The organism is Streptomyces sp. NPDC048560 (genome assembly GCF_040650955.1).
Taxonomy (GTDB): domain Bacteria; phylum Actinomycetota; class Actinomycetes; order Streptomycetales; family Streptomycetaceae; genus Streptomyces.
This window is the reverse complement of record NZ_JBEZIJ010000001.1, coordinates 103,503-123,128: the sequence shown is the minus strand read 5'-3', so window position 1 is coordinate 123,128 and position 19,626 is coordinate 103,503. Positions and strand designations below refer to the sequence as shown.

Below are 19,626 nucleotides of genomic sequence, written 5' to 3'. Positions count from 1 at the left end.
CAGTGGCCCCGCAATCTCGCCCGCACGCGGCCGCACCGACGACGAGGAGACGCCGATGCCCCCAGGCATCATGACGTTTGCCGCAGACGCCCCTGAGCTGTCTGCCGCCAACACCGGGTTCATGCTCATCTGCTCCGCCCTGGTGATGCTCATGACTCCGGCCCTTGCCTTCTTCTACGGAGGCATGGTCCGCGTCAAGAGCACCCTCAACATGCTGATGATGAGCTTCATCAGCCTCGGGATCGTCACGATCCTGTGGGTGCTCTACGGATTCAGCATGGCCTTCGGTTCCGACATCGGCTCGGTCGTCGGCTGGACCTCCGACTACGTCGGTCTCAGCGGGATCGGCGTCAACGAACTCTGGGACGGTTACACCATCCCGGTCTACGTCTTCGCCGTCTTCCAGCTGATGTTCGCCATCCTCACCCCGGCACTGATCAGCGGCGCACTCGCCGACCGGGTCAAGTTCACCTCGTGGGCCCTGTTCATCACGCTCTGGGTCACCATCGTCTACTTCCCGGTCGCGCACTGGGTATGGGGCGCCGGCGGCTGGCTCTTCGAGATGGGCGTCATCGACTTCGCCGGTGGTACGGCCGTCCACATCAACGCCGGTGCGGCGGCTCTCGGCGTGATCCTCGTCATCGGCAAGCGCGTCGGCTTCAAGAAGGACCCGATGCGGCCGCACAGCCTGCCGCTCGTCATGCTCGGCGCCGGTCTCCTCTGGTTCGGCTGGTTCGGCTTCAACGCCGGCTCGTGGCTGGGCAACGACGACGGCGTCGGCGCGGTCATGTTCGTCAACACGCAGGTCGCCACGGCCGCCGCGATGCTCGCCTGGCTCGGCTACGAGAAGATCCGCCACGGCTCCTTCACCACCCTGGGTGCCGCGTCCGGCGCCGTCGCGGGCCTCGTCGCCATCACCCCGTCCGGCGGTGCGGTCAGCCCGCTCGGCGCCATCGCCGTCGGCGCCATCGCCGGTGTGCTCTGCGCCATGGCGGTCGGCCTGAAGTACAGGTTCGGTTACGACGACTCCCTGGACGTCGTCGGTGTCCACCTCGTCGGCGGCATCGCCGGCTCCCTCCTCGTCGGCTTCTTCGCCACCGGCGGCGTCCAGTCCGACGCCAAGGGCCTCTTCTACGGCGGCGGCCTCGACCAGCTGGGCAAGCAGGCCGTCGGAGTGGTCGCGGTCCTGGCGTACTCTCTGGTCGTCTCCGCGGTCCTGGCCTTCCTCCTGGACAAGACGATCGGGATGCGGGTCCCCGAGGACGACGAGATCTCCGGCATCGACCAGGTCGAACACGCCGAGACGGCGTACGACTTCAGCGGCGCCGGCGGCGGCGCCGCCCCGCGCACCGCGGCCCCCCAGGACACGACGGCAGCAGCGAAGACGAAGAAGGTGGACGCATGAAGCTCATCACCGCGGTCGTGAAGCCGCACAGGCTCGACGAGATCAAGGAGGCCCTCCAGGCCTTCGGCGTCCAGGGCCTCACGGTCACGGAAGCCAGCGGCTACGGGCGCCAGCGCGGACACACCGAGGTCTACCGCGGTGCCGAGTACACCGTCGACCTCGTGCCGAAGATCCGTATCGAGGTCCTCGTCGAGGACGAGGACGCCGAACAGCTCATCGACGTCGTCGTGAAGGCCGCCCGTACCGGCAAGATCGGTGACGGCAAGGTCTGGAGCGTGCCGGTGGAGACCGCGATCCGCGTACGCACCGGGGAACGCGGACCCGACGCGCTCTGAGCGTCCCGTACAACCGAGAGGCAGCTGGGTGACGAGCACCGAAGTGACCACCGAATCCGAAGAATCGGGACCCAGCGGCTACGCGGCGGCCCGGCTGCGCCTTCTCCAGGAGAAGGCGCAGTCCGGGCCGCCGCGCCGTGCTGCCCTCGCCGCGCTCACCGACGACTGGCTGAGCGCGCTGTTCACCACCGCGGCCGCGGAGACGGGCGTCCGGGGCGCCGCCCTCGTGGCCGTCGGTGGATACGGCCGCGGCGAGCTCTCCCCGCGCAGCGACCTCGACCTCCTGCTCCTGCACGACGGCAGCGCCGACGCGGCGGCCCTGGCCGCCCTCGCCGACCGCGTCTGGTACCCGGTCTGGGACCTCGGCCTGGCCCTCGACCACTCCGTACGCACCCCCGCCGAGGCATGCTGGACCGCGAGGGAGGACCTCAAGGTCCAGCTCGGGCTGCTCGACGCCCGTCCCGTGGCCGGCGACCTCGGCCTCGCCGCCGGACTGCGCACCGCGATCCTCGCCGACTGGCGCAACCAGGCGCCCAAGCGACTCCCGGCCCTGGACGAGCTCTGCCGCGAACGGGCCGAGCGCATGGGCGAGCTCCAGTTCCTCCTGGAACCCGACCTCAAGGAGGCCCGCGGCGGCCTGCGCGACGCCACAGCCCTGCGCGCCGTCGCCGCGTCCTGGGTCGCGGACGCCCCGCGCGAAGGGCTCTCGGAGGCCCGCCGCATCCTTCTCGACGCCCGCGACGCCCTCCACCTCACCACCGGCCGCGCCACCGACCGCCTCGCCCTCCAGGAACAGGACCAGGTGGCCACCGAGCTCGGCCTCCTGGACGCCGACGCACTGCTACGCCAGGTCTACGAGGCCGCCCGCACCGTCTCGTACGCCACCGACGTCACCTGGCGCGAGGTCAGCCGGGTGCTGCGGGCCCGCTCCGTCCGGCCCCGGCTGCGCGCGATGCTGGGCGGCGGACTGGGGGGCGGCAAACCCGTCCCCGACCGCACGCCGCTCGCGGACGGGGTCGTGGAGGCGGACGGCGAGGTCGTCCTCGCCCGCACCGCCCGCCCCGAGAAGGACCCCGTCCTCACACTCCGGGCCGCCGCGGCGGCCGCCGAGTCCGGGCTGCCGCTCTCCCGCCACCTCGTACGCCACCTGGCGGGCGCCGCCCGCCCGCTGCCCGTGCCGTGGCCCGCCGACGCCCGCGAGGAACTCGTCACGCTCCTCGGGGCCGGCGAAGCCACCGTGGGGGTCTGGGAGGCGCTCGAATCGGAGGGGATCATCACCCGGCTGCTGCCGGACTGGGAACGGGTCCACTGCCGCCCCCAGCGCAACCCCGTCCACACCTGGACCGTCGACCGCCACCTCGTCGAGACGGCTGTCCGCGCCTCCGCCCTCACCCGTCGCGTCGGCCGCCCCGACCTGCTCCTCGTCGCCGCGCTGCTCCACGACATCGGCAAGGGCTGGCCCGGCGACCACTCCGTCGCCGGCGAGGTCATCGCCCGCGACATGGCGGCCCGCATCGGCTTCGACAAGCACGACGTGGGCGTCATCGCCACGCTCGTACGCCACCACCTGCTGCTCATCGAGACGGCCACCCGGCGCGACCTGGACGACCCCGCGACGGTCCGTTCCGTCGCCACGGCGGTCGGGACCGCCTCGACCCTGGAGCTCCTGCACGCCCTGACCGAGGCGGACGCCCTCGCGACAGGACCCGCCGCCTGGAGCACCTGGCGCGCCTCCCTCGTCACCGACCTCGTCAGGCGCGTCGCCGCCGTGCTCGCCGGCGAGGCACCGCCGGAACCGGAACCGGCCGCGCCCAGCGCCGAGCAGGAGCGCCTCGCCGTCGAGGCCCTGCGAACCGGTGAGCCCGTACTGGCTCTGCACGCCCAGGCGGAGACGCCGCCGCAGGACGGCGAACCGGAACCGGTCGGCGTCGAACTGCTCATCGCCCTGCCCGACCGTCCCGGCGTCCTGCCCGCGGCGGCCGGCGTCCTCGCCCTGCACCGCCTCACGGTCCGTGCCGCCGATCTGCGTGCCGTCGAGCTCCCCACCGAGCTCGGCGAGAGCGCCGATCTGCTGCTGCTGAGCTGGCGGGTCGCCGCCGAGTACGGGTCCCTCCCGCAGGCCGCCCGGCTCCGCGCCGACCTCGTACGCGCCCTGGACGGATCCCTGGACATCAGGGCCCGCCTCGCCGAACGCGAAGCGGCCTACCCCCGCCGGCGCGGGGTCAAGGCCCCGCCGCCCCGGGTGACCGTCGCGGCCGCGGGCTCCCAGGTCGCCACGGTGATCGAGGTCCGCGCCCAGGACGCCCCGGGGCTGCTCCACCGGATCGGCCGGGCCCTCGAACAGAGCGCCGTACGGGTCCGCAGCGCCCATGTCTCGACCCTGGGCGCGAACGCGGTGGACGCGTTCTACGTCACGGACACCGACGGGAACCCGCTGCCCGACGCCCGGGCCGCACAGGTGGCGGGAGAGGTGGAGAAGGCGCTCGGCTGACCCCGCCGTATGTCCGCCGTTCCGCCTTCCGGAGCGGCGGACACAGCCCCCGTACGTCACGAGAAACGGGCGAGGGCTTTGCGTTCTCCGGGGGCCGGATACCCTGGAGTGCGACTGACCTGCCCCGCCCCCGACCCTGAGGACCGACGAGCGCCGTGTTCGATACTCTCTCCGACCGCCTTGCCGCGACTTTCAAGAACCTCAGGGGCAAGGGCCGCTTGTCCGAGGCGGACATCGACGCCACGGCTCGCGAGATCCGTATCGCCCTGCTGGAAGCCGATGTCGCGCTCCCCGTGGTCCGCGCCTTCATCGCCAAGGTCAAGGAGCGGGCGCGTGGCTCCGAGGTCTCCCAGGCCCTGAACCCGGCCCAGCAGGTCGTCAAGATCGTCAACGAGGAACTCGTCGGCATCCTCGGCGGCGAGACGCGGCGACTGCGGTTCGCGAAGAACCCGCCCACCGTGATCATGCTGGCCGGTCTCCAGGGTGCAGGTAAGACGACCCTCGCCGGAAAGCTCGGTCTGTGGCTCAAGGGCCAGGGCCACTCCCCGCTGCTCGTCGCCTGTGACCTCCAGCGCCCCAACGCCGTCAACCAGCTCAGCGTCGTCGCCGACCGGGCCGGAGTCGCGGTGTACGCGCCGGAGCCGGGCAACGGCGTCGGTGACCCGGTCAAGGTCGCCAAGGACTCCATCGAGTTCGCGAAGACCAAGGTCCACGACATCGTCATCGTCGACACCGCGGGCCGCCTCGGTATCGACCAGGAGCTGATGAAGCAGGCCGCGGACATCCGCGACGCCGTCAGCCCCGACGAGATCCTCTTCGTCGTCGACGCGATGATCGGCCAGGACGCGGTCAACACCGCCGAGGCCTTCCGCGACGGCGTCGGCTTCGACGGCGTCGTGCTCTCCAAGCTCGACGGTGACGCCCGCGGTGGCGCCGCCCTGTCGATCGCCCACGTCACGGGCAAGCAGGTCATGTTCGCGTCGAACGGCGAGAAGCTCGAGGACTTCGACGCCTTCCACCCGGACCGCATGGCCTCCCGCATCCTCGACATGGGTGACCTGCTCACCCTGATCGAGCAGGCGGAGAAGACGTTCAGCCAGGAAGAGGCCGCTCAAATGGCCTCCAAGCTGGCGTCGAGCAAGGGCAAGGACTTCACGCTCGACGACTTCCTGTCGCAGATGGAGCAGGTCAGGAAGATGGGCTCCATCTCCAAGCTGCTCGGGATGCTCCCCGGGATGGGGCAGATCAAGGACCAGATCAACAACATCGACGAGCGCGACGTGGACCGTACGGCCGCGATCATCAAGTCGATGACCCCGAAGGAGCGCGCCGAGCCGACGCTCATCAACGGTTCGCGCCGGGCCCGTATCGCCAAGGGTTCGGGCGTCGAGGTCTCCGCCGTGAAGAACCTGGTGGAGCGGTTCTTCGAGGCCCGCAAGATGATGTCGAAGATGGCCCAGGGCGGCGGGATGCCCGGGATGCCGGGGATGCCGGGCATGGGTGGCGGTCCCGGCCGTCAGAAGAAGCAGGTCAAGCAGGCCAAGGGCAAGCGCAAGAGCGGTAACCCGATGAAGCGCAAGGCCGAGGAGCAGGCCGAGGCGGCCCGCCGCGAGCAGGCCGCTCAGGGCGGTGTACCGGCGCTGCCGGCCCAGGACAAGAACTTCGAGCTGCCCGACGAGTTCAAGAAGTTCATGGGCTGACCGCGGTATCGCCAAGGACCAGCCGTAAGGGGCGCCCTCTCAGGGAGAGGGCGCCCCTTACGCATGTCCCGGGTGCGCGGTCCTCAGGAGACGCACACCAGGTACCGGAACACGTTGGGCATCCATACCGTGCCGTCCGGACGGCGGTGCGGATGCAGCGCCTCCGCGACCTCCTTCTCGACCTGGGACCGGTCGGTGGCCCGGACGGCGGAGTCGAACAGCCCGGTCGACAGCAGGCCGCGCACGGCACTCTCCATGTCGGCGTACCCGAACGGACAGGACACCCGGCCCGAACCGTCCGGCTTCAGCCCCGCCCGCGCCGCCACGTCCTCCAGATCGTCGCGGCGGGCGGCCCGCAGGCCCGCGGACCGCGGTGCCCGGGCCGATTCCGCGAGCCGGGCCGCCACCCGCAGCACCGGCGCCGTGGCACACCGCTCGGGCGGCCCCCAGCCGGTCAGGACCACGGTGGTGCCCCGGGCGGCCAGCCGTACGGCCGATTCCAGCGCGGGCGAGAGCCCTTCGGAATCACCGGTCACACAGCCGATCGGGTTGAACGCCGTCAGGAGGTTGTACGGAGCCTCGGCCGCGGCGGGAGCGGCGGCCGACGGGCCGCCGACGAACAGCCTCGGCTGCTCCGCCACGGGCTGGTCGGGGCCGCCGTCCCAGCCCTGATCGGGCAGGAGGCGCTCGCGGGCCAGCGCGAGCCGTTCACGGTCGGTGTCGACACCGGTGACGCGCGCGCCACGGGCCGCCGCGATCAGCAGCGCCAGCCCGGAGCCGCAGCCGATGGAGAGCATCCGCGTCGCGGCTCCGACTTCGAGCCGCTGGTACACGGCTTCGTACAGCGGTGCCAGCATCCGCTCCTGGATCTCGGCCCAGTCGCGGGCACGGGTAGCGGCGTCCACCGTGGCGGACGAATCCGCATACCTGTGGTGCCGGACGAGCGTTGGTGTCATGAAAGCGCCCCAATCCGCCAAGAGGTCGGTCGTGCCCGAGTGGACGGCCCCCCGTGTGCGTAGGCCCGCAGCCCCCCGTATGTCAGAGAACTCCGCATTCGCGGTCTCGTCCAGGGGTTGAAAGGCAATGCTTGTGCGCCCCTGTCGTGCACCCCCGCCGACCAGCAGCTTCGGCGGGCTCATTCGCACGACGTGAGGCCCTGCGGGCTCGTGCTCTTCCCTCACCAGTCTTACCCGACACGTGACCCGCAGCACGTCGAGCACCCGGAGCCCCGTGTCCGGCGGGCCCCGGAGGCGGCCGGGCCGGTGCCCGGGGCGTGCGGAACGCCGGGTAGGGTCACCCTTGTCCCGGATGAGCCGCGCACCGGAACCCGCAGGGTTCCCCCGCCGCCCCGCGACTACGCGCCGGACGTACGAGGCGCTACGTACCACCTTGGTGTGAGCTGTGTGGCTTCTCCGCAGATCAGCGCACCCGCCCTCGTCCGGACGCATCAACGGCAACTGACTGGTACGTGCAAATTATTTGGGATGCCCCGGAATAGGAACACCGGGGCACTCAGGCTCGTTGTCACGACGTGAGCACGACACCACCTGTACTTGCCGCAGAGCTGGCACAGGCGTGGGCCGACATTCAGCGGTACCACCCCGAGCTGCCCGATCTTGCCGCGCCCGAGTCCCTGATCGGAGAGTCGTCGTCCGCCTGTGGCGCCGAGCTCTCCTTCGAGCGACTGCTCCATGAGGCAGTCCACGGCATCGCCGCCGCGAGAGGTGTCCGCGACACCTCACGTGCGGGGCGGTACCACAACCGACGATTCCTCGCGATCGCAGAGGAGATGGGCCTCGATCATTCCGAGGAGCCCCATCCCAGCAGCGGATTCTCGCTGGTCACCCTGAACCCGGAGGCCAAGCGGAGGTACCGACCCACCATCGAACGGCTGCAGCGCGCCCTCAAGGCGCACACCGTCGCCACGGCAGCCGACACCAAGCGCTCCTTCCGCGGGCCGGCCGCCCGGCACGGCTCCTCCGGAGGCGGCGTGCGGGTCAAGGCGGTCTGCGACTGCGGACGCAACGTGCGCGTGGTCCCCTCGGTCCTCGCGCAGGCCCCGATCGTCTGCGGCGGCTGCGGAAAGCCGTTCAGGATCCCGGAAGCGGCGGTCGCGGTGGGGTGACCCGATGCGGTGTGGCACAATGGACAGCTGTACTCGACAGTCGCATAGGACCCCTCTCTCCTCCGGCTGACGCGTCCGTCGGGCACGCGAGTACCGCAACCCCACGTGGCATCTACGTTGTGCCCAACCACGTCAAGACCAGGAGACACCACTTCCGTGGCAGTCAAGATCAAGCTGAAGCGTCTGGGCAAGATCCGTTCGCCTCACTACCGCATCGTCGTCGCCGACTCCCGTACCCGCCGTGATGGTCGGGCCATCGAGGAGATCGGCCTGTACCACCCGGTGCAGAACCCCTCGCGCATCGAGGTCAACGCAGAGCGCGCGCAGTACTGGCTCTCCGTCGGCGCTCAGCCGACCGAGCCGGTTCTCGCGATCCTCAAGCTCACCGGTGACTGGCAGGCCCACAAGGGCCTTCCGGCCCCGGCGCCGCTCCTGCAGCCGGAGCCCAAGGCTGACAAGCGCGCCCTGTTCGAGGCTCTGACCTCGGACGGCGACGAGGCCAAGGGTGAGGCCATCACCCAGAAGGCCAAGAAGGCCGACAAGAAGGCGGACGAGGCGGCTGACGCTGCGTCCACCGAGTCGACCGAGGCCTGAGCATGCTCGAGGAGGCTCTCGAGCACCTCGTGAAGGGCATCGTCGACAATCCCGACGATGTGCAGGTTGCCTCGCGCAACCTGCGCCGTGGACGCGTCCTGGAAGTCCGGGTTCACCCGGACGACCTCGGCAAGGTGATCGGCCGTAACGGCCGCACCGCTCGCGCTCTGCGTACCGTCGTGGGTGCCATCGGCGGCCGCGGTATCCGCGTCGACCTCGTCGACGTGGATCAGGCTCGCTGAAGAGTTGAACACCGGCCAGGGCCGGGGAGGGCTTTCGAGCCGTCCCCGGCCTTTGTCGTCCGTAAACGATCACCTGGAGAAGTAGCGTGCAGTTGGTAGTCGCACGGATCGGCCGTGCCCACGGCATCAAGGGCGAGGTCACCGTCGAGGTGCGCACGGACGAGCCCGAGGTGCGGCTCGGTCCCGGTGCCGTCCTGGCCACCGAGCCCGCCGAGACGGGACCGCTGACGATTGAGAGCGGCAGGGTCCACAGCGGAAGGCTCCTGCTCCGCTTCGAGGGCGTACGGGACCGTACGGGCGCGGAGGCCCTCCGTAACACCCTCCTGATCGCCGAGGTGGACCCGGACGAGCTTCCGGAGGACCCCGAGGAGTTCTACGACCACCAGCTCATGGACCTCGACGTCGTCCTCGCCGACGGCACCGAGATCGGCCGGATCACCGAGATCACGCACCTGCCGTCCCAGGACCTGTTCATCGTGGAGCGCCCGGACGGCAGCGAGGTGATGATCCCCTTCGTCGAGGAGATCGTCGGTGAGATCGACCTGGAGGAGCAGCGCGTGGTCATCACGCCGCCGCCCGGGCTGATCGACGAGAACGAGGCCGTGGTCGCCACCTCGCGCGACGAGGAGGACGACGAGTCCGCCCCGTCAGGGGACGGCACCCGATGAGGCTCGACGTCGTCACGATCTTCCCCGAGTACCTGGAGCCGCTGAACGTCTCGCTGGTCGGTAAGGCGCGCGCCCGAGGACGGCTCGACGTGCACGTCCACGACCTCCGGGAGTGGACCTACGACCGGCACAACACGGTCGACGACACCCCCTACGGCGGCGGCCCCGGCATGGTCATGAAGACCGGGCCCTGGGGTGACTGCCTGGACGAGACGCTGGCCGACGGCTACGAGGCCGGGGCGCACTCCCCGGTGATCGTGGTACCCACGCCCAGCGGCCGGCCGTTCACCCAGGAACTGGCCGTCGAGCTCTCCGAGCGGCCGTGGCTGATCTTCACGCCCGCCCGGTACGAGGGCATCGACCGCAGGGTGATGGACGAGTACGCCACCCGTATGCGGGTCATCGAGGTGTCCATCGGGGATTACGTCCTGGCCGGCGGGGAAGCCGCCGTGCTGGTCATCACGGAGGCCGTGGCCCGGCTCCTGCCCGGTGTCCTCGGCAACGCCGAATCGCACCGGGACGACTCCTTCGCACCGGGTGCCATGGCCGATCTGCTGGAGGGCCCGGTCTACACCAAGCCGCCCGAGTGGCGTGGCCGCGGCATCCCGGAGGTCCTGCTCAGCGGGCACCACGGAAAGATCGCACGCTGGCGCCGGGACGAGGCCTTCCGTCGTACCGCGCTCAACAGGCCGGATCTCATTGAGCGTTGCGAGGCCTCGGGCTTCGACAAGAAGGACCGGGAGATGCTTTCCATCCTCGGCTGGTCCCCGGGGCCGGGCGGCCGATTTTGGCGCAGGCCCGAGGGCATGGAAGAATAACGCTGCTGTACGTCCGGCGCGCGCCCCTGCCACAGGGGGAAAGACGCCCGCCCGACGCGATCAGCACCCGAATCTTCCCTCTCTCCCGTCGATGACCTGTGGCATCGGCGAAGAAAGCAGACAACATGTCTCATCTGCTCGATGGCGTCAACGCCGCTTCGCTGCGTACCGACCTCCCGGCGTTCCGCGCCGGTGACACCATCAACGTCCACGTGCGCGTGATCGAGGGCAACCGCTCCCGTATCCAGCAGTTCAAGGGCGTCGTCATCCGCCGCCAGGGTGCCGGTGTCAGCGAGACCTTCACGGTCCGCAAGGTCTCCTTCAGCGTCGGCGTCGAGCGCACCTTCCCGGTGCACAGCCCGATCTTCGAGAAGATCGAGCTCGTCACCCGCGGTGACGTCCGTCGCGCCAAGCTGTACTTCCTCCGTGAGCTGCGCGGCAAGGCCGCGAAGATCAAGGAGAAGCGCGACCGCTGAGCTGACTCCAGGGTCCTCGGCGCGGCCGGATAAGCTTCGGCTCCGATGGACACGGACACACAGCACACAGAGCGCGACCGCTCCTTTGGGCCTGCAGAAGGGCCGGAGGAGGGGTCGCGCTTCTCGCGTATCCGGGACCGGATATCCCTCGCGATGTCCTGGAGACGGGCCGTCTCCCTGGGGGCAGCCCTCACGGTGGCGCTGCTGCTGTTCAGCAACTTCGTGGTGCAGCCGTTCCTCATTCCCAGCGGCTCGATGGAGCCGACGCTGAGGGTCGGGGACCGGGTGCTCGTCAACAAACTGGCGTACCGTTTCGGCACAGTCCCGCAGCGCGGCGACGTGGTGGTGTTCGACGGCACCGGTTCCTTCGTCAGGGAGTCGTCGGGGGGCGACCCCCTCACCGGCCTGCTGCGCGGCGCGGGCGCGTCCCTCGGGCTGGCCGAGCCCGCCGAGACCGACTTCGTGAAGCGGGTGGTGGGCGTGGGGGGCGACCGGGTGGTCTGCTGCGACCGGCGGGGGAGGCTCCAGGTGAACGGCCGTTCCGTGGACGAGCGGTACCTCTACCCGGGCGACGAACCTTCCTCGGTGGCCTTCGACATCGTCGTACCCCAGGGCACCCTGTGGATGATGGGCGACCACCGCGGCAACTCGCGTGACTCCCGGGAGCTTCTGGGGCAGCCCGGCGGCGGGATGGTTCCCGTGGACATGGTGATCGGGCGGGTCGACTGGCTGGGCTGGCCACCGGGCCGGCTGGGCTCCGTGCCCGGCACCGGCGCCTTCGAGGGCGTAGGGGTACCGGGCGGAGCCCATGGGTAACCGCGGGCGCCCGCGCGGAGCGTCGGACGAGGCCGTCCCGCTGCCGACCGGGACCAGGCCGACCTCGCGCCGTTCCCTGCCGACCCGGGCCGAGCGCCGCAAGCTGGCCCGCAAGGTCAAGCGGCGCAGGCGCAGGTCGGCGGCGAAGGAGATCCCCCTCCTCATCCTTGTCGCGCTGCTGATCGCGCTGGTCCTCAAGACATTTCTCGTGCAGGCGTTCGTGATCCCGTCCGGTTCGATGGAGCAGACCATCCAGATCGGCGACCGGGTGCTGGTCGACAAGCTCACGCCGTGGTTCGGTTCCAGGCCGGAGCGCGGCGACGTCGTCGTGTTCAAGGACCCCGGGGGCTGGCTCCAGCAGGAGCAGGCCACCCAGGAGAAGGACCCGCCCATCGGGGTCAAGCAGGCCGAGGAACTACTCACCTTCATCGGGCTCCTGCCGTCCGACGACGAGCAGGACCTGATCAAGCGGGTGGTGGCCGTCGGCGGCGACACCGTCGAGTGCTGCGGCGAGGACGGCCGGATCCGGGTCAACGGCGAACCGCTCAACGAGCAGTACATCCATCCCGACGACAAGCCGTCGACGCTCAAGTTCAAGGTGGAGGTCCCGGCGGGCCGCATCTTCGTGATGGGTGACCACCGGTCCAACTCCGCCGACTCACGTTTCCACCTCGACGAGCCGGAGAACGGCACGGTTTCCGAGGACGAGGTCGTGGGACGCGCCGTCGTGATCGCCTGGCCCTTCGGTCACTGGCGCAGACTGGAGGAACGGGAGACGTACGCATCGGTCCCGGCCACGGGCACGGGGACGGCGGCAGGGACCGGCGGGTCGAATAGTGTGTCCTCCCGGGATCGATACGGAATGGTCCCGCTCCCGACCCCTGCGGAACTCCCGCTCGTTATGGGAGTGGTGGGCCTGCTCCGACCAAGGCGCGGGCGGTGGCACGGATTGAGGAGTGGATGTGGGGGATTTGGCGGTCGGCGCACGATCCGGACACGACGAACCCGAGGACCGGCCGGAGAGGGCCGGGGCGCAGGGGGAGGCGTCGGTGGGCCGGACGGAGAGTGACGGCGACTCCGCGGACAACGGTGGCAACGCCCAGAAGAAGCAGCGCTCCTTCTGGAAGGAACTGCCTCTGCTCATCGGCATCGCGCTGATTCTCGCGCTGCTGATCAAGACGTTCCTGGTGCAGGCGTTCTCCATCCCGTCCGACTCCATGCAGAACACGCTGCAGCGGGGCGACCGGGTGCTGGTCGACAAGCTGACGCCGTGGTTCGGTGCCGAGCCCAAGCGCGGCGAGGTCGTGGTGTTCCACGACCCCGGCGGCTGGCTCGAGGACACGGTGGCGCCCGAGCCCAACGTGGCGCAGAAGTTCCTCAGCTTCATCGGGCTGATGCCGTCCGCGGAGGAGAAGGACCTGATCAAGCGGGTCATCGCGGTGGGCGGCGACACGGTGGAGTGCAAGAAGAACGGGCCGGTGACCGTCAACGGCAAGGCTCTGGACGAGAAGTCGTTCATCTTCCCCGGGGACACTCCCTGCAACGACGAACCGTTCGGGCCGATCAACGTGCCGGACGGCCGTATCTGGGTGATGGGTGACCACCGCAGCAACTCGCTGGACTCCCGCTACCACCAGGAGCTGCCTGGCCAGGGCACCGTCTCCACGGACGAGGTCGTCGGCCGCGCCGTCGTCGTGGCCTGGCCGGTCAACCGCTGGGCCACGCTGCCGGTTCCCAGCACCTTCGACCAGCCCGGCCTGAACGCGGCGGCCGCGATCGCCGTGCCGGGTGCACTGGGTGTAGCCGGAGCGCTGCCCCTCGTGTTGTGGCGCCGCCGGAGGCTGACCCACGGGCATACCGCCGGGTAGGGTGCCGACTCGGATCAGCGATTGTCGATCTCCGATGGGGGAGCGCTGGGATGAGCGGAACAGGACGAACGGGTGACGGCCACGGCCGGCTCGGCAATGTGTTGTCGAGCCTGGCCGTGGCCGTCGGCTGTGTGCTCTTCCTCGGCGGCTTCGCCTGGGCAGCCGTGGTGTACAAGCCGTACACGGTGCCGACCGGGTCCATGACGCCGACGGTCGACGCCGGTGACCGCGTGCTCGCGGAGCGGATCGACGGCACGGATGTGAAGCGCGGGGACGTGGTCGTCTTCACCGATTCGGTGTGGGGTGACCAGCCGATGGTGAAGAGGGTGGTCGGGGTCGGCGGCGACAAGGTCGCCTGCTGCGACGCCGACGGACGGCTCACCGTCAACGGTGAGCCCATCGAGGAACCGTATGTGCAGGGCCAGTCCTTCGGCGGGGGCGGGGGCGGGGCGCCGGCGGCGCAGCAGGACTTCACGGCCGTGGTGCCCAAGGGGCAGGTGTTCCTCCTGGGTGACGAGCGCAGCAGCTCGCTGGACTCCCGGGTCCACCTGGAGGACCCGGGGCAGGGATCGGTCCCCCTCAGCGCCGTGCAGGCCCGGCTGGACGCCGTCGCCTGGCCCTCGCAGAGCCTGATCGAGCGGCCGGCCGGCTTCGCCGGGCTGCCCGGCGGGATCTCGGCAGCCGGACCGCTGCCGCTCCAGCTCGGCGCCGTCCTGGTGGGTGTCCTGCTCATACTGGCCGGGTCCGCCTACAGCACCATCGCGGCACGCGCCTCACGCCGCAGGCGCACAGCGGGGCCCGCGAGTGCCCGCTGAGTCGCGCCGGGTCGCCCGGGTGGTGCTCCTGGACCCGGACGACCGCGTTCTGCTCCTGCACGGGTTCGAACCGGACGACCCGGCGAAGACATGGTGGTTCACCCCGGGCGGCGGCCTGGAGGGACAGGAGACCCGGGAGGAGGCCGCGCTGCGCGAGCTCGCCGAGGAGACCGGGATCGTGGACGTGGAACTCGGGCCCGTCATCTGGAAGCGGTCCTGCTCGTTCCCGTTCGACGGTCGGCGCTGGGACCAGGACGAGTGGTACTTCCTGGCCCGGACGACGCAGACGGTCACCGCCCCGACGGCCCTCACCGAGCTGGAGCTGCGCAGTATCGCGGGCTCCAGGTGGTGGACTTCCGCCGAACTGCTGGCGGCGCGTGAGACGGTGTACCCGACCAGACTCGCCGAGCTGCTGCGCACGCTGCTCGACGAGGGTCCTCCACGTCATCCGCTGGTCCTGGCTCCCGAAATCGTCTAATCGACCGGGAGCGGGAGAGGCTGACGCACAATAGGGGGACGCACGGCTGAAGGGGAACATGCCATGAGCGCCGAGGACCTCGAGAAGTACGAGACCGAGATGGAGCTGAAGCTCTACCGGGAGTACCGCGATGTCGTCGGTCTGTTCAAATATGTGATCGAGACCGAACGGCGCTTCTACCTCACCAACGATTACGAGATGCAGGTGCACTCGGTTCAGGGCGAGGTCTTTTTCGAGGTGTCCATGGCGGACGCCTGGGTCTGGGACATGTACCGGCCCGCCCGATTCGTCAAGCAGGTCCGTGTTCTGACCTTCAAGGACGTCAACATCGAGGAGCTCAACAAGAGCGATCTCGAACTTCCGGGTGGCTGAGTTATCCACAATCGCTGAGTTGTCCACCAAGATCCACCCCTTCCGGCCCGACGCGTCAGAGTCGGTGCCGGAGGTGGTGCCGAATGAACGCACGGGGGGCACTCGGGCGGTACGGCGAGGATCTGGCAGCGCGGCTGCTGACCGAGTCGGGTATGACGGTTCTGGCGCGCAACTGGCGCTGCCGGGCCGGAGAGATCGACATCGTCGCAGGTGAGGGCGATGCCCTGGTCATCTGCGAGGTCAAGACCCGCAGGGCCGGAACCTTCGAACATCCGATGGCGGCCGTCACACCGGCCAAGGCGGAGCGGCTGCGAAGGCTCGCCGGGATCTGGCTCGACAGGCACGACGGACCGCCGTCGGGCGGCGTCCGGATCGATCTGGTCGGCGTGATCCTGCCGCGGCGAGGAGCACCCGTCGCCGAGCATGTGCGGGGGGTGGCCTGATGGGGTTCGCCCGCGCGTGCTCGGTGGCGCTGGTAGGCGTCGAGGGTGTGGTGGTGGAGGTCCAGGCGGACCTGGAGCCGGGGGTGGCCGCGTTCGCCCTGGTCGGTCTGCCGGACAAGAGCCTGGTGGAGAGCCGGGACCGGGTCAGGGCCGCAGTGGTCAACTCCGGTGCCGAATGGCCGCAGAAGAAGCTCACGGTGGGACTCTCCCCGGCGTCCGTGCCGAAAAGTGGCAGTGGATTCGACCTTGCCGTCGCGTGTGCGGTGCTCGGTGCGGCGGAGCGCATCGATCCGGCGGCCATCGCCGACGTGGTGATGATCGGGGAGCTGGGCCTGGACGGCCGGGTCCGTCCGGTGCGAGGGGTGCTGCCGGCTGTGCTCGCCGCCGCCGAGGCGGGGTACCGCCATGTGGTCGTCCCCGAACAGACCGCCGGGGAGGCGGCGCTCGTACCGGGTGTCTCGGTCCTCGGCGTGCGGAGCCTGCAGCAGCTGATCGCCGTGCTCGCCGACGAGCCCGTCCCCGAGGAACCGGTGTCCGCCCAGGGCAGGCCCGACAGCATGCTGGCCGGGCTGATGATGCCCGGAGCGGGGGTGGGGACGGGGCTCGCCCCGTTCGCGGTGCAGGGCAGCGACGGCCACCGCCCCGACCTAGCGGACGTCGCCGGCCAGCACAGGCCGCGCAAGGCTCTTGAGGTGGCGGCGGCGGGGGGTCACCATCTCCTGCTCTCGGGCCCGCCGGGCGCGGGCAAGACCATGCTGGCGGAACGGCTGTCGGCGATCCTGCCGCCGCTGACCCGCCGGGAATCCCTTGAGGTGACGGCGGTCCATTCGGTGGCGGGGATCCTCCCGCCGGGCGAACCCCTGGTCACCAGGGCGCCGTACTGCGCTCCGCACCACTCGGCGACGATGCAGTCCCTGGTGGGCGGCGGCAACGGCCTGCCGAGGCCCGGCGCGGTCTCGCTCGCTCATAGAGGCGTGCTTTTTCTGGACGAGGCACCTGAGTTCTCCGGACGGGCGCTCGACGCGCTGCGTCAACCGCTGGAAAGCGGACACGTGGTGGTCGCCCGCGCGGCGGGGGTGGTGCGGCTGCCGGCGCGGTTCCTGATGATCCTGGCCGCCAACCCGTGCCCCTGCGGCCGGCACACCCTCAGCGGAGCCGGCTGCGAATGCCCGCCCGCCATGATCCGGCGCTACCAGTCGAGGCTCTCCGGGCCACTGCTCGACCGGGTCGACCTGCGCGTCGAGGTCGAGCCCGTCAGCCGGGCGGACCTCATGGGACGCGGCGGGCGGGGCGAGACGACGGCCGAGGTCGCCGACCGGGTGCGGGAGGCGAGGGAGCGGGCGGCCGACCGGCTCGCGGGCACGCCCTGGAGCACCAACAGCGAAGTACCGGGCCATGAACTTCGTACCCGGCTGCTCGCCGCCCCCGGTGCGCTGCACGCCGCCGAACGCGACATGGAGCGGGGCGTCCTGACGGCCAGAGGGCTGGACCGGGTGCTGCGAGTGGCGTGGACCGTCGCGGACCTCCGCGCCGCCGACCGCCCCGACGCCTCCGACGTCGCGGTGGCCCTGGAGCTGCGGACGGGCATCCAGCGAGGGGTGCCGATGGAAGCCGGGGCGTCGTGAGCCGGCTGATGGAGGGCGAGGGGGGAGACGAGGAAGCCGCCGGGTGCGGTGACCGGGCGCGGCTGGCGCGCGTGGCTCTGACACGGATCATCGAACCGGGGGACGAGCGCGCGGGCCGCTGGCTGCGGGAGACGGGTCCGGTCGAGCTGGTCCGGCGCCTCACCACGTGCGACGGCTCGGCGGAGCGGCTTGCGGGCATGACGGCGGTGCGACTGGGTGGCTACCGCCTACGCGCGGCGGCCGTCGAACCGGAGCGGGATCTGGCCGCGGTGGCCGGAGCCGGCGGACGATTCGTCTGCCCCGGCGACCGCGAGTGGCCGACCCAGCTCGACGACCTGGGCGACGCGAGACCCGTCGGTCTGTGGGTGCGTGGGCGTTCCGACCTGCGCCTGTGGGCGCTGCGCTCCGTCGCGGTGGTCGGTGCCAGAGCCTGCACGCCGTACGGGGCGCACATGGCCGCGAATCTCGGTTCGGGGCTTGCGGAGCGCGGCTGGGTGGTGGTCTCCGGGGCCGCGTTCGGCGTGGACGGCGCGGCCCATCGCGGAGCCCTGGCCGTGGGCGGCGCGACGATGGCGGTGCTCGCCTGCGGGGTGGACGTCGCCTACCCGCGGGGTCACGCCGAGTTGATCGGACGCATGGCCGAACAGGGCCTGATCATGAGCGAGTTGGCTCCGCGCAGCCATCCCACGCGCAGCAGGTTCGTGCTCCGGAACCGGGTGATCGCGGCCCTGACCAGAGGGACGGTCGTGGTCGAGGCCCAGTACCGCAGCGGTTCGCTCGTCACCGCCCGCAGCGCGCAGCGCCTCGGCCGCTTCACGATGGGGGTGCCGGGGCCCGCCACCAGTGGCCTGTCAGCGGGAGTCCATGAACTCCTGCGCGGCGAAGGGGTGTTGGTGACCGACGCCGCCGAAGTGGCCGAACTGGTCGGCGACATCGGGGACCTCGCTCCCGCACGGAGAGGTCCCGTGCTCCCCAGGGACCTGCTCGACGCCGTGACCGCCCGGGTGCTGGAGGCGTTGCCGTACCAGGACGCCGTCGACGGCCGGGAGGTGGCGCGTGCCGCCGGAGTCACCGCCGACGAGGCTCTCGGCCGCCTGTACGAACTGCACTCACTGGGGTTCGTCGAACGGGAAGGCGACGGATGGCAGTTGACGCGGAGGCCGACTTGCAACGGGGACGCGCGGCGAGGCGGTACTTGACCCGGAGCATTCGGGTGAAAAGGTGAAGCCGATGACCTCGGCAGCTCTCTCGGTGATGCCTCCGGGGCCGGCGCGCACCGCGACGGCCCCGGATCGCGTTCATGACCGGCGGCGCGCACGATGGTGCAGAATCTCCCGGTGCAGGTCCCCCGTCCGACGCACACCGCGACACGTCAGTCACGCTACGCTCACGAGGATTCCGTACAAGACAGAAGTTCCCCAGCGCTTCACAGCAGAACGGCTCAAGGCACCACATGCCCCAGCACACCTCCGGGTCTGACCGCGCGGCAGTTCCACCGGCCGCGCCTGGCACTGTGCGTCCAGTTGCCCCCTCCTCCCTCGACGAGTTGTGGCGTTCCTACAAGTCGACGGGTGACGGGAGGCTGCGGGAGCAGCTGATCCTGCACTACTCGCCCCTGGTGAAGTACGTCGCGGGCCGTGTCAGCGTGGGGCTGCCGTCCAACGTGGAGCAGGCCGACTTCGTCTCCTCCGGGGTCTTCGGACTCATCGACGCCATCGAGAAGTTCGACCTCGAACGGGCCATCAAGTTCGAGACATACGCGATCACCCGTATCCGGGGGGCGATGATCGACGAGCTCAGGGCCCTGGACTGGATCCCCCGTTCCGTGAGGCAGAAGGCGCGGAACGTGGAGCGCGCCTACGCCACGCTGGAGGCCCAGCTGCGGCGTACGCCCTCGGAGGCGGAGGTCGCCGCGGAGATGGGCATCGCGCTGGAAGAACTGCACGCTGTTTTCAGCCAGTTGTCCCTGGCGAACGTGGTCGCCCTCGAAGAGCTGCTGCACGTCGGCGGAGAGGGCGGTGACCGGCTGAGCCTGATGGACACGCTGGAGGACACCGCCGCCGACAATCCGGTGGAGGTCGCCGAGGACCGTGAGCTCAGACGGTTGCTCGCCCGGGCCATCAACACGCTCCCCGAGCGGGAGAAGACGGTCGTCACCCTCTACTACTACGAAGGGCTGACCCTCGCCGAGATCGGCAACGTCCTCGGGGTCACCGAGAGCAGGGTCAGCCAGATCCACACCAAGTCCGTGCTGCAACTCCGGGCCAAGCTGGCCGACGCGGGGCGTTGAGCCGGCCTCGGACTCCGCCCTCCGGCGCACGGCCCGGCCGGCTTCGGCCACTCGAACGCGGGCGC

Annotated in this window: 21 protein-coding genes; 20 read left to right on the top strand and 1 reads right to left on the bottom strand. The window is 70.5% G+C overall.

What is annotated here, in order from left to right; translation table 11 throughout:
• Positions 1 to 55 precede the first annotated feature (55 nt).
• From AB0C82_RS00535 to ffh, 4 genes are all read left to right on the top strand, one after another.
• Positions 56 to 1,405 carry an ammonium transporter gene (locus AB0C82_RS00535; protein WP_362834821.1) on the top strand — a complete coding sequence of 450 codons (1,350 nt, stop codon included), beginning with the start codon at positions 56 to 58 and terminating at the stop codon, positions 1,403 to 1,405.
• The gene (locus AB0C82_RS00530; protein ID WP_014048583.1) at positions 1,402 to 1,740 is read left to right on the top strand and encodes a P-II family nitrogen regulator; all 339 of its coding nucleotides are present in this window, start codon (positions 1,402 to 1,404) and stop codon (positions 1,738 to 1,740) included. Before AB0C82_RS00535 ends, AB0C82_RS00530 begins: the two co-directional genes overlap by 4 nt.
• A gap of 28 nt (positions 1,741 to 1,768) precedes the next feature.
• Positions 1,769 to 4,231, top strand: a complete 2,463-nt coding sequence (locus AB0C82_RS00525; RefSeq protein ID WP_362834819.1) for a [protein-PII] uridylyltransferase — start codon at positions 1,769 to 1,771, stop codon at positions 4,229 to 4,231.
• 155 nt (positions 4,232 to 4,386) lie between these two features.
• Complete coding sequence (ffh, locus tag AB0C82_RS00520; RefSeq protein ID WP_362834817.1) at positions 4,387 to 5,931, top strand: signal recognition particle protein; 1,545 nt, start codon at positions 4,387 to 4,389, stop codon at positions 5,929 to 5,931.
• Between the two features lie 83 nt (positions 5,932 to 6,014).
• Here ffh and AB0C82_RS00515 read toward each other — a convergent pair whose 3' ends face one another.
• On the bottom strand, positions 6,015 to 6,887 hold the full coding sequence (locus AB0C82_RS00515) for a methyltransferase domain-containing protein (RefSeq protein ID WP_362834815.1): 873 nt from the start codon (positions 6,885 to 6,887) through the stop codon (positions 6,015 to 6,017).
• A gap of 575 nt (positions 6,888 to 7,462) precedes the next feature.
• Between AB0C82_RS00515 and AB0C82_RS00510 the strand changes: the two genes are divergently transcribed.
• The 16 genes from AB0C82_RS00510 to whiG all read left to right on the top strand — a co-directional run bounded on the left by AB0C82_RS00510 (position 7,463) and on the right by whiG (position 19,561).
• Entirely contained in the window at positions 7,463 to 8,056 is a 594-nt protein-coding gene (locus AB0C82_RS00510) for a hypothetical protein (RefSeq protein WP_362834813.1), read from the top strand.
• 156 nt (positions 8,057 to 8,212) lie between these two features.
• On the top strand, positions 8,213 to 8,650 hold the full coding sequence (rpsP, locus tag AB0C82_RS00505; RefSeq protein WP_362834811.1) for a 30S ribosomal protein S16: 438 nt from the start codon (positions 8,213 to 8,215) through the stop codon (positions 8,648 to 8,650).
• A gap of 2 nt (positions 8,651 to 8,652) precedes the next feature.
• Positions 8,653 to 8,892, top strand: coding sequence for an RNA-binding protein (locus tag AB0C82_RS00500; RefSeq protein ID WP_254369541.1), 240 nt, complete (start codon positions 8,653 to 8,655; stop codon positions 8,890 to 8,892).
• An 86-nt stretch (positions 8,893 to 8,978) separates the two neighbouring features.
• Positions 8,979 to 9,560: a ribosome maturation factor RimM gene (gene rimM / locus AB0C82_RS00495; RefSeq protein ID WP_362834809.1), complete on the top strand. Its 582-nt coding sequence runs from the start codon at positions 8,979 to 8,981 to the stop codon at positions 9,558 to 9,560.
• On the top strand, positions 9,557 to 10,378 hold the full coding sequence (trmD, locus tag AB0C82_RS00490) for a tRNA (guanosine(37)-N1)-methyltransferase TrmD (protein ID WP_362834807.1): 822 nt from the start codon (positions 9,557 to 9,559) through the stop codon (positions 10,376 to 10,378). The genes rimM and trmD overlap by 4 nt, the downstream gene beginning before the upstream one ends.
• A 125-nt stretch (positions 10,379 to 10,503) precedes the next feature.
• Entirely contained in the window at positions 10,504 to 10,854 is a 351-nt protein-coding gene (gene rplS, locus AB0C82_RS00485; protein ID WP_362834805.1) for a 50S ribosomal protein L19, read from the top strand.
• 45 nt (positions 10,855 to 10,899) lie between these two features.
• Positions 10,900 to 11,670 (top strand): signal peptidase I, encoded by a 771-nt coding sequence (gene lepB, locus AB0C82_RS00480; protein WP_362834803.1) that lies wholly within the window; start codon positions 10,900 to 10,902, stop codon positions 11,668 to 11,670.
• Positions 11,663 to 12,739: a signal peptidase I gene (gene lepB / locus AB0C82_RS00475; RefSeq protein WP_362834801.1), complete on the top strand. Its 1,077-nt coding sequence runs from the start codon at positions 11,663 to 11,665 to the stop codon at positions 12,737 to 12,739. Before lepB (AB0C82_RS00480) ends, lepB (AB0C82_RS00475) begins: the two co-directional genes overlap by 8 nt.
• Positions 12,642 to 13,538: a signal peptidase I gene (gene lepB / locus AB0C82_RS00470; protein ID WP_362836946.1), complete on the top strand. Its 897-nt coding sequence runs from the start codon at positions 12,642 to 12,644 to the stop codon at positions 13,536 to 13,538. The genes lepB (AB0C82_RS00475) and lepB (AB0C82_RS00470) overlap by 98 nt, the downstream gene beginning before the upstream one ends.
• Before the next feature lie 50 nt (positions 13,539 to 13,588).
• Entirely contained in the window at positions 13,589 to 14,353 is a 765-nt protein-coding gene (lepB, locus tag AB0C82_RS00465) for a signal peptidase I (protein WP_362834799.1), read from the top strand.
• A complete protein-coding gene (locus AB0C82_RS00460) occupies positions 14,343 to 14,831 on the top strand; it encodes an NUDIX hydrolase (RefSeq protein WP_362834797.1) in 489 nt (162 codons plus the stop codon). Before lepB (AB0C82_RS00465) ends, AB0C82_RS00460 begins: the two co-directional genes overlap by 11 nt.
• A gap of 63 nt (positions 14,832 to 14,894) precedes the next feature.
• Positions 14,895 to 15,203, top strand: coding sequence for a DUF2469 domain-containing protein (locus tag AB0C82_RS00455; protein WP_003965949.1), 309 nt, complete (start codon positions 14,895 to 14,897; stop codon positions 15,201 to 15,203).
• An 83-nt stretch (positions 15,204 to 15,286) separates the two neighbouring features.
• On the top strand, positions 15,287 to 15,646 hold the full coding sequence (locus AB0C82_RS00450) for a YraN family protein (RefSeq protein WP_362834795.1): 360 nt from the start codon (positions 15,287 to 15,289) through the stop codon (positions 15,644 to 15,646).
• A complete protein-coding gene (locus tag AB0C82_RS00445; protein WP_362834793.1) occupies positions 15,646 to 17,271 on the top strand; it encodes a YifB family Mg chelatase-like AAA ATPase in 1,626 nt (541 codons plus the stop codon). Before AB0C82_RS00450 ends, AB0C82_RS00445 begins: the two co-directional genes overlap by 1 nt.
• A gap of 8 nt (positions 17,272 to 17,279) precedes the next feature.
• The gene (dprA, locus tag AB0C82_RS00440; protein WP_362836944.1) at positions 17,280 to 18,470 is read left to right on the top strand and encodes a DNA-processing protein DprA; all 1,191 of its coding nucleotides are present in this window, start codon (positions 17,280 to 17,282) and stop codon (positions 18,468 to 18,470) included.
• Between the two features lie 254 nt (positions 18,471 to 18,724).
• The gene (gene whiG / locus AB0C82_RS00435; protein WP_362834791.1) at positions 18,725 to 19,561 is read left to right on the top strand and encodes an RNA polymerase sigma factor WhiG; all 837 of its coding nucleotides are present in this window, start codon (positions 18,725 to 18,727) and stop codon (positions 19,559 to 19,561) included.
• The last annotated feature ends 65 nt before the right edge of the window (positions 19,562 to 19,626 follow it).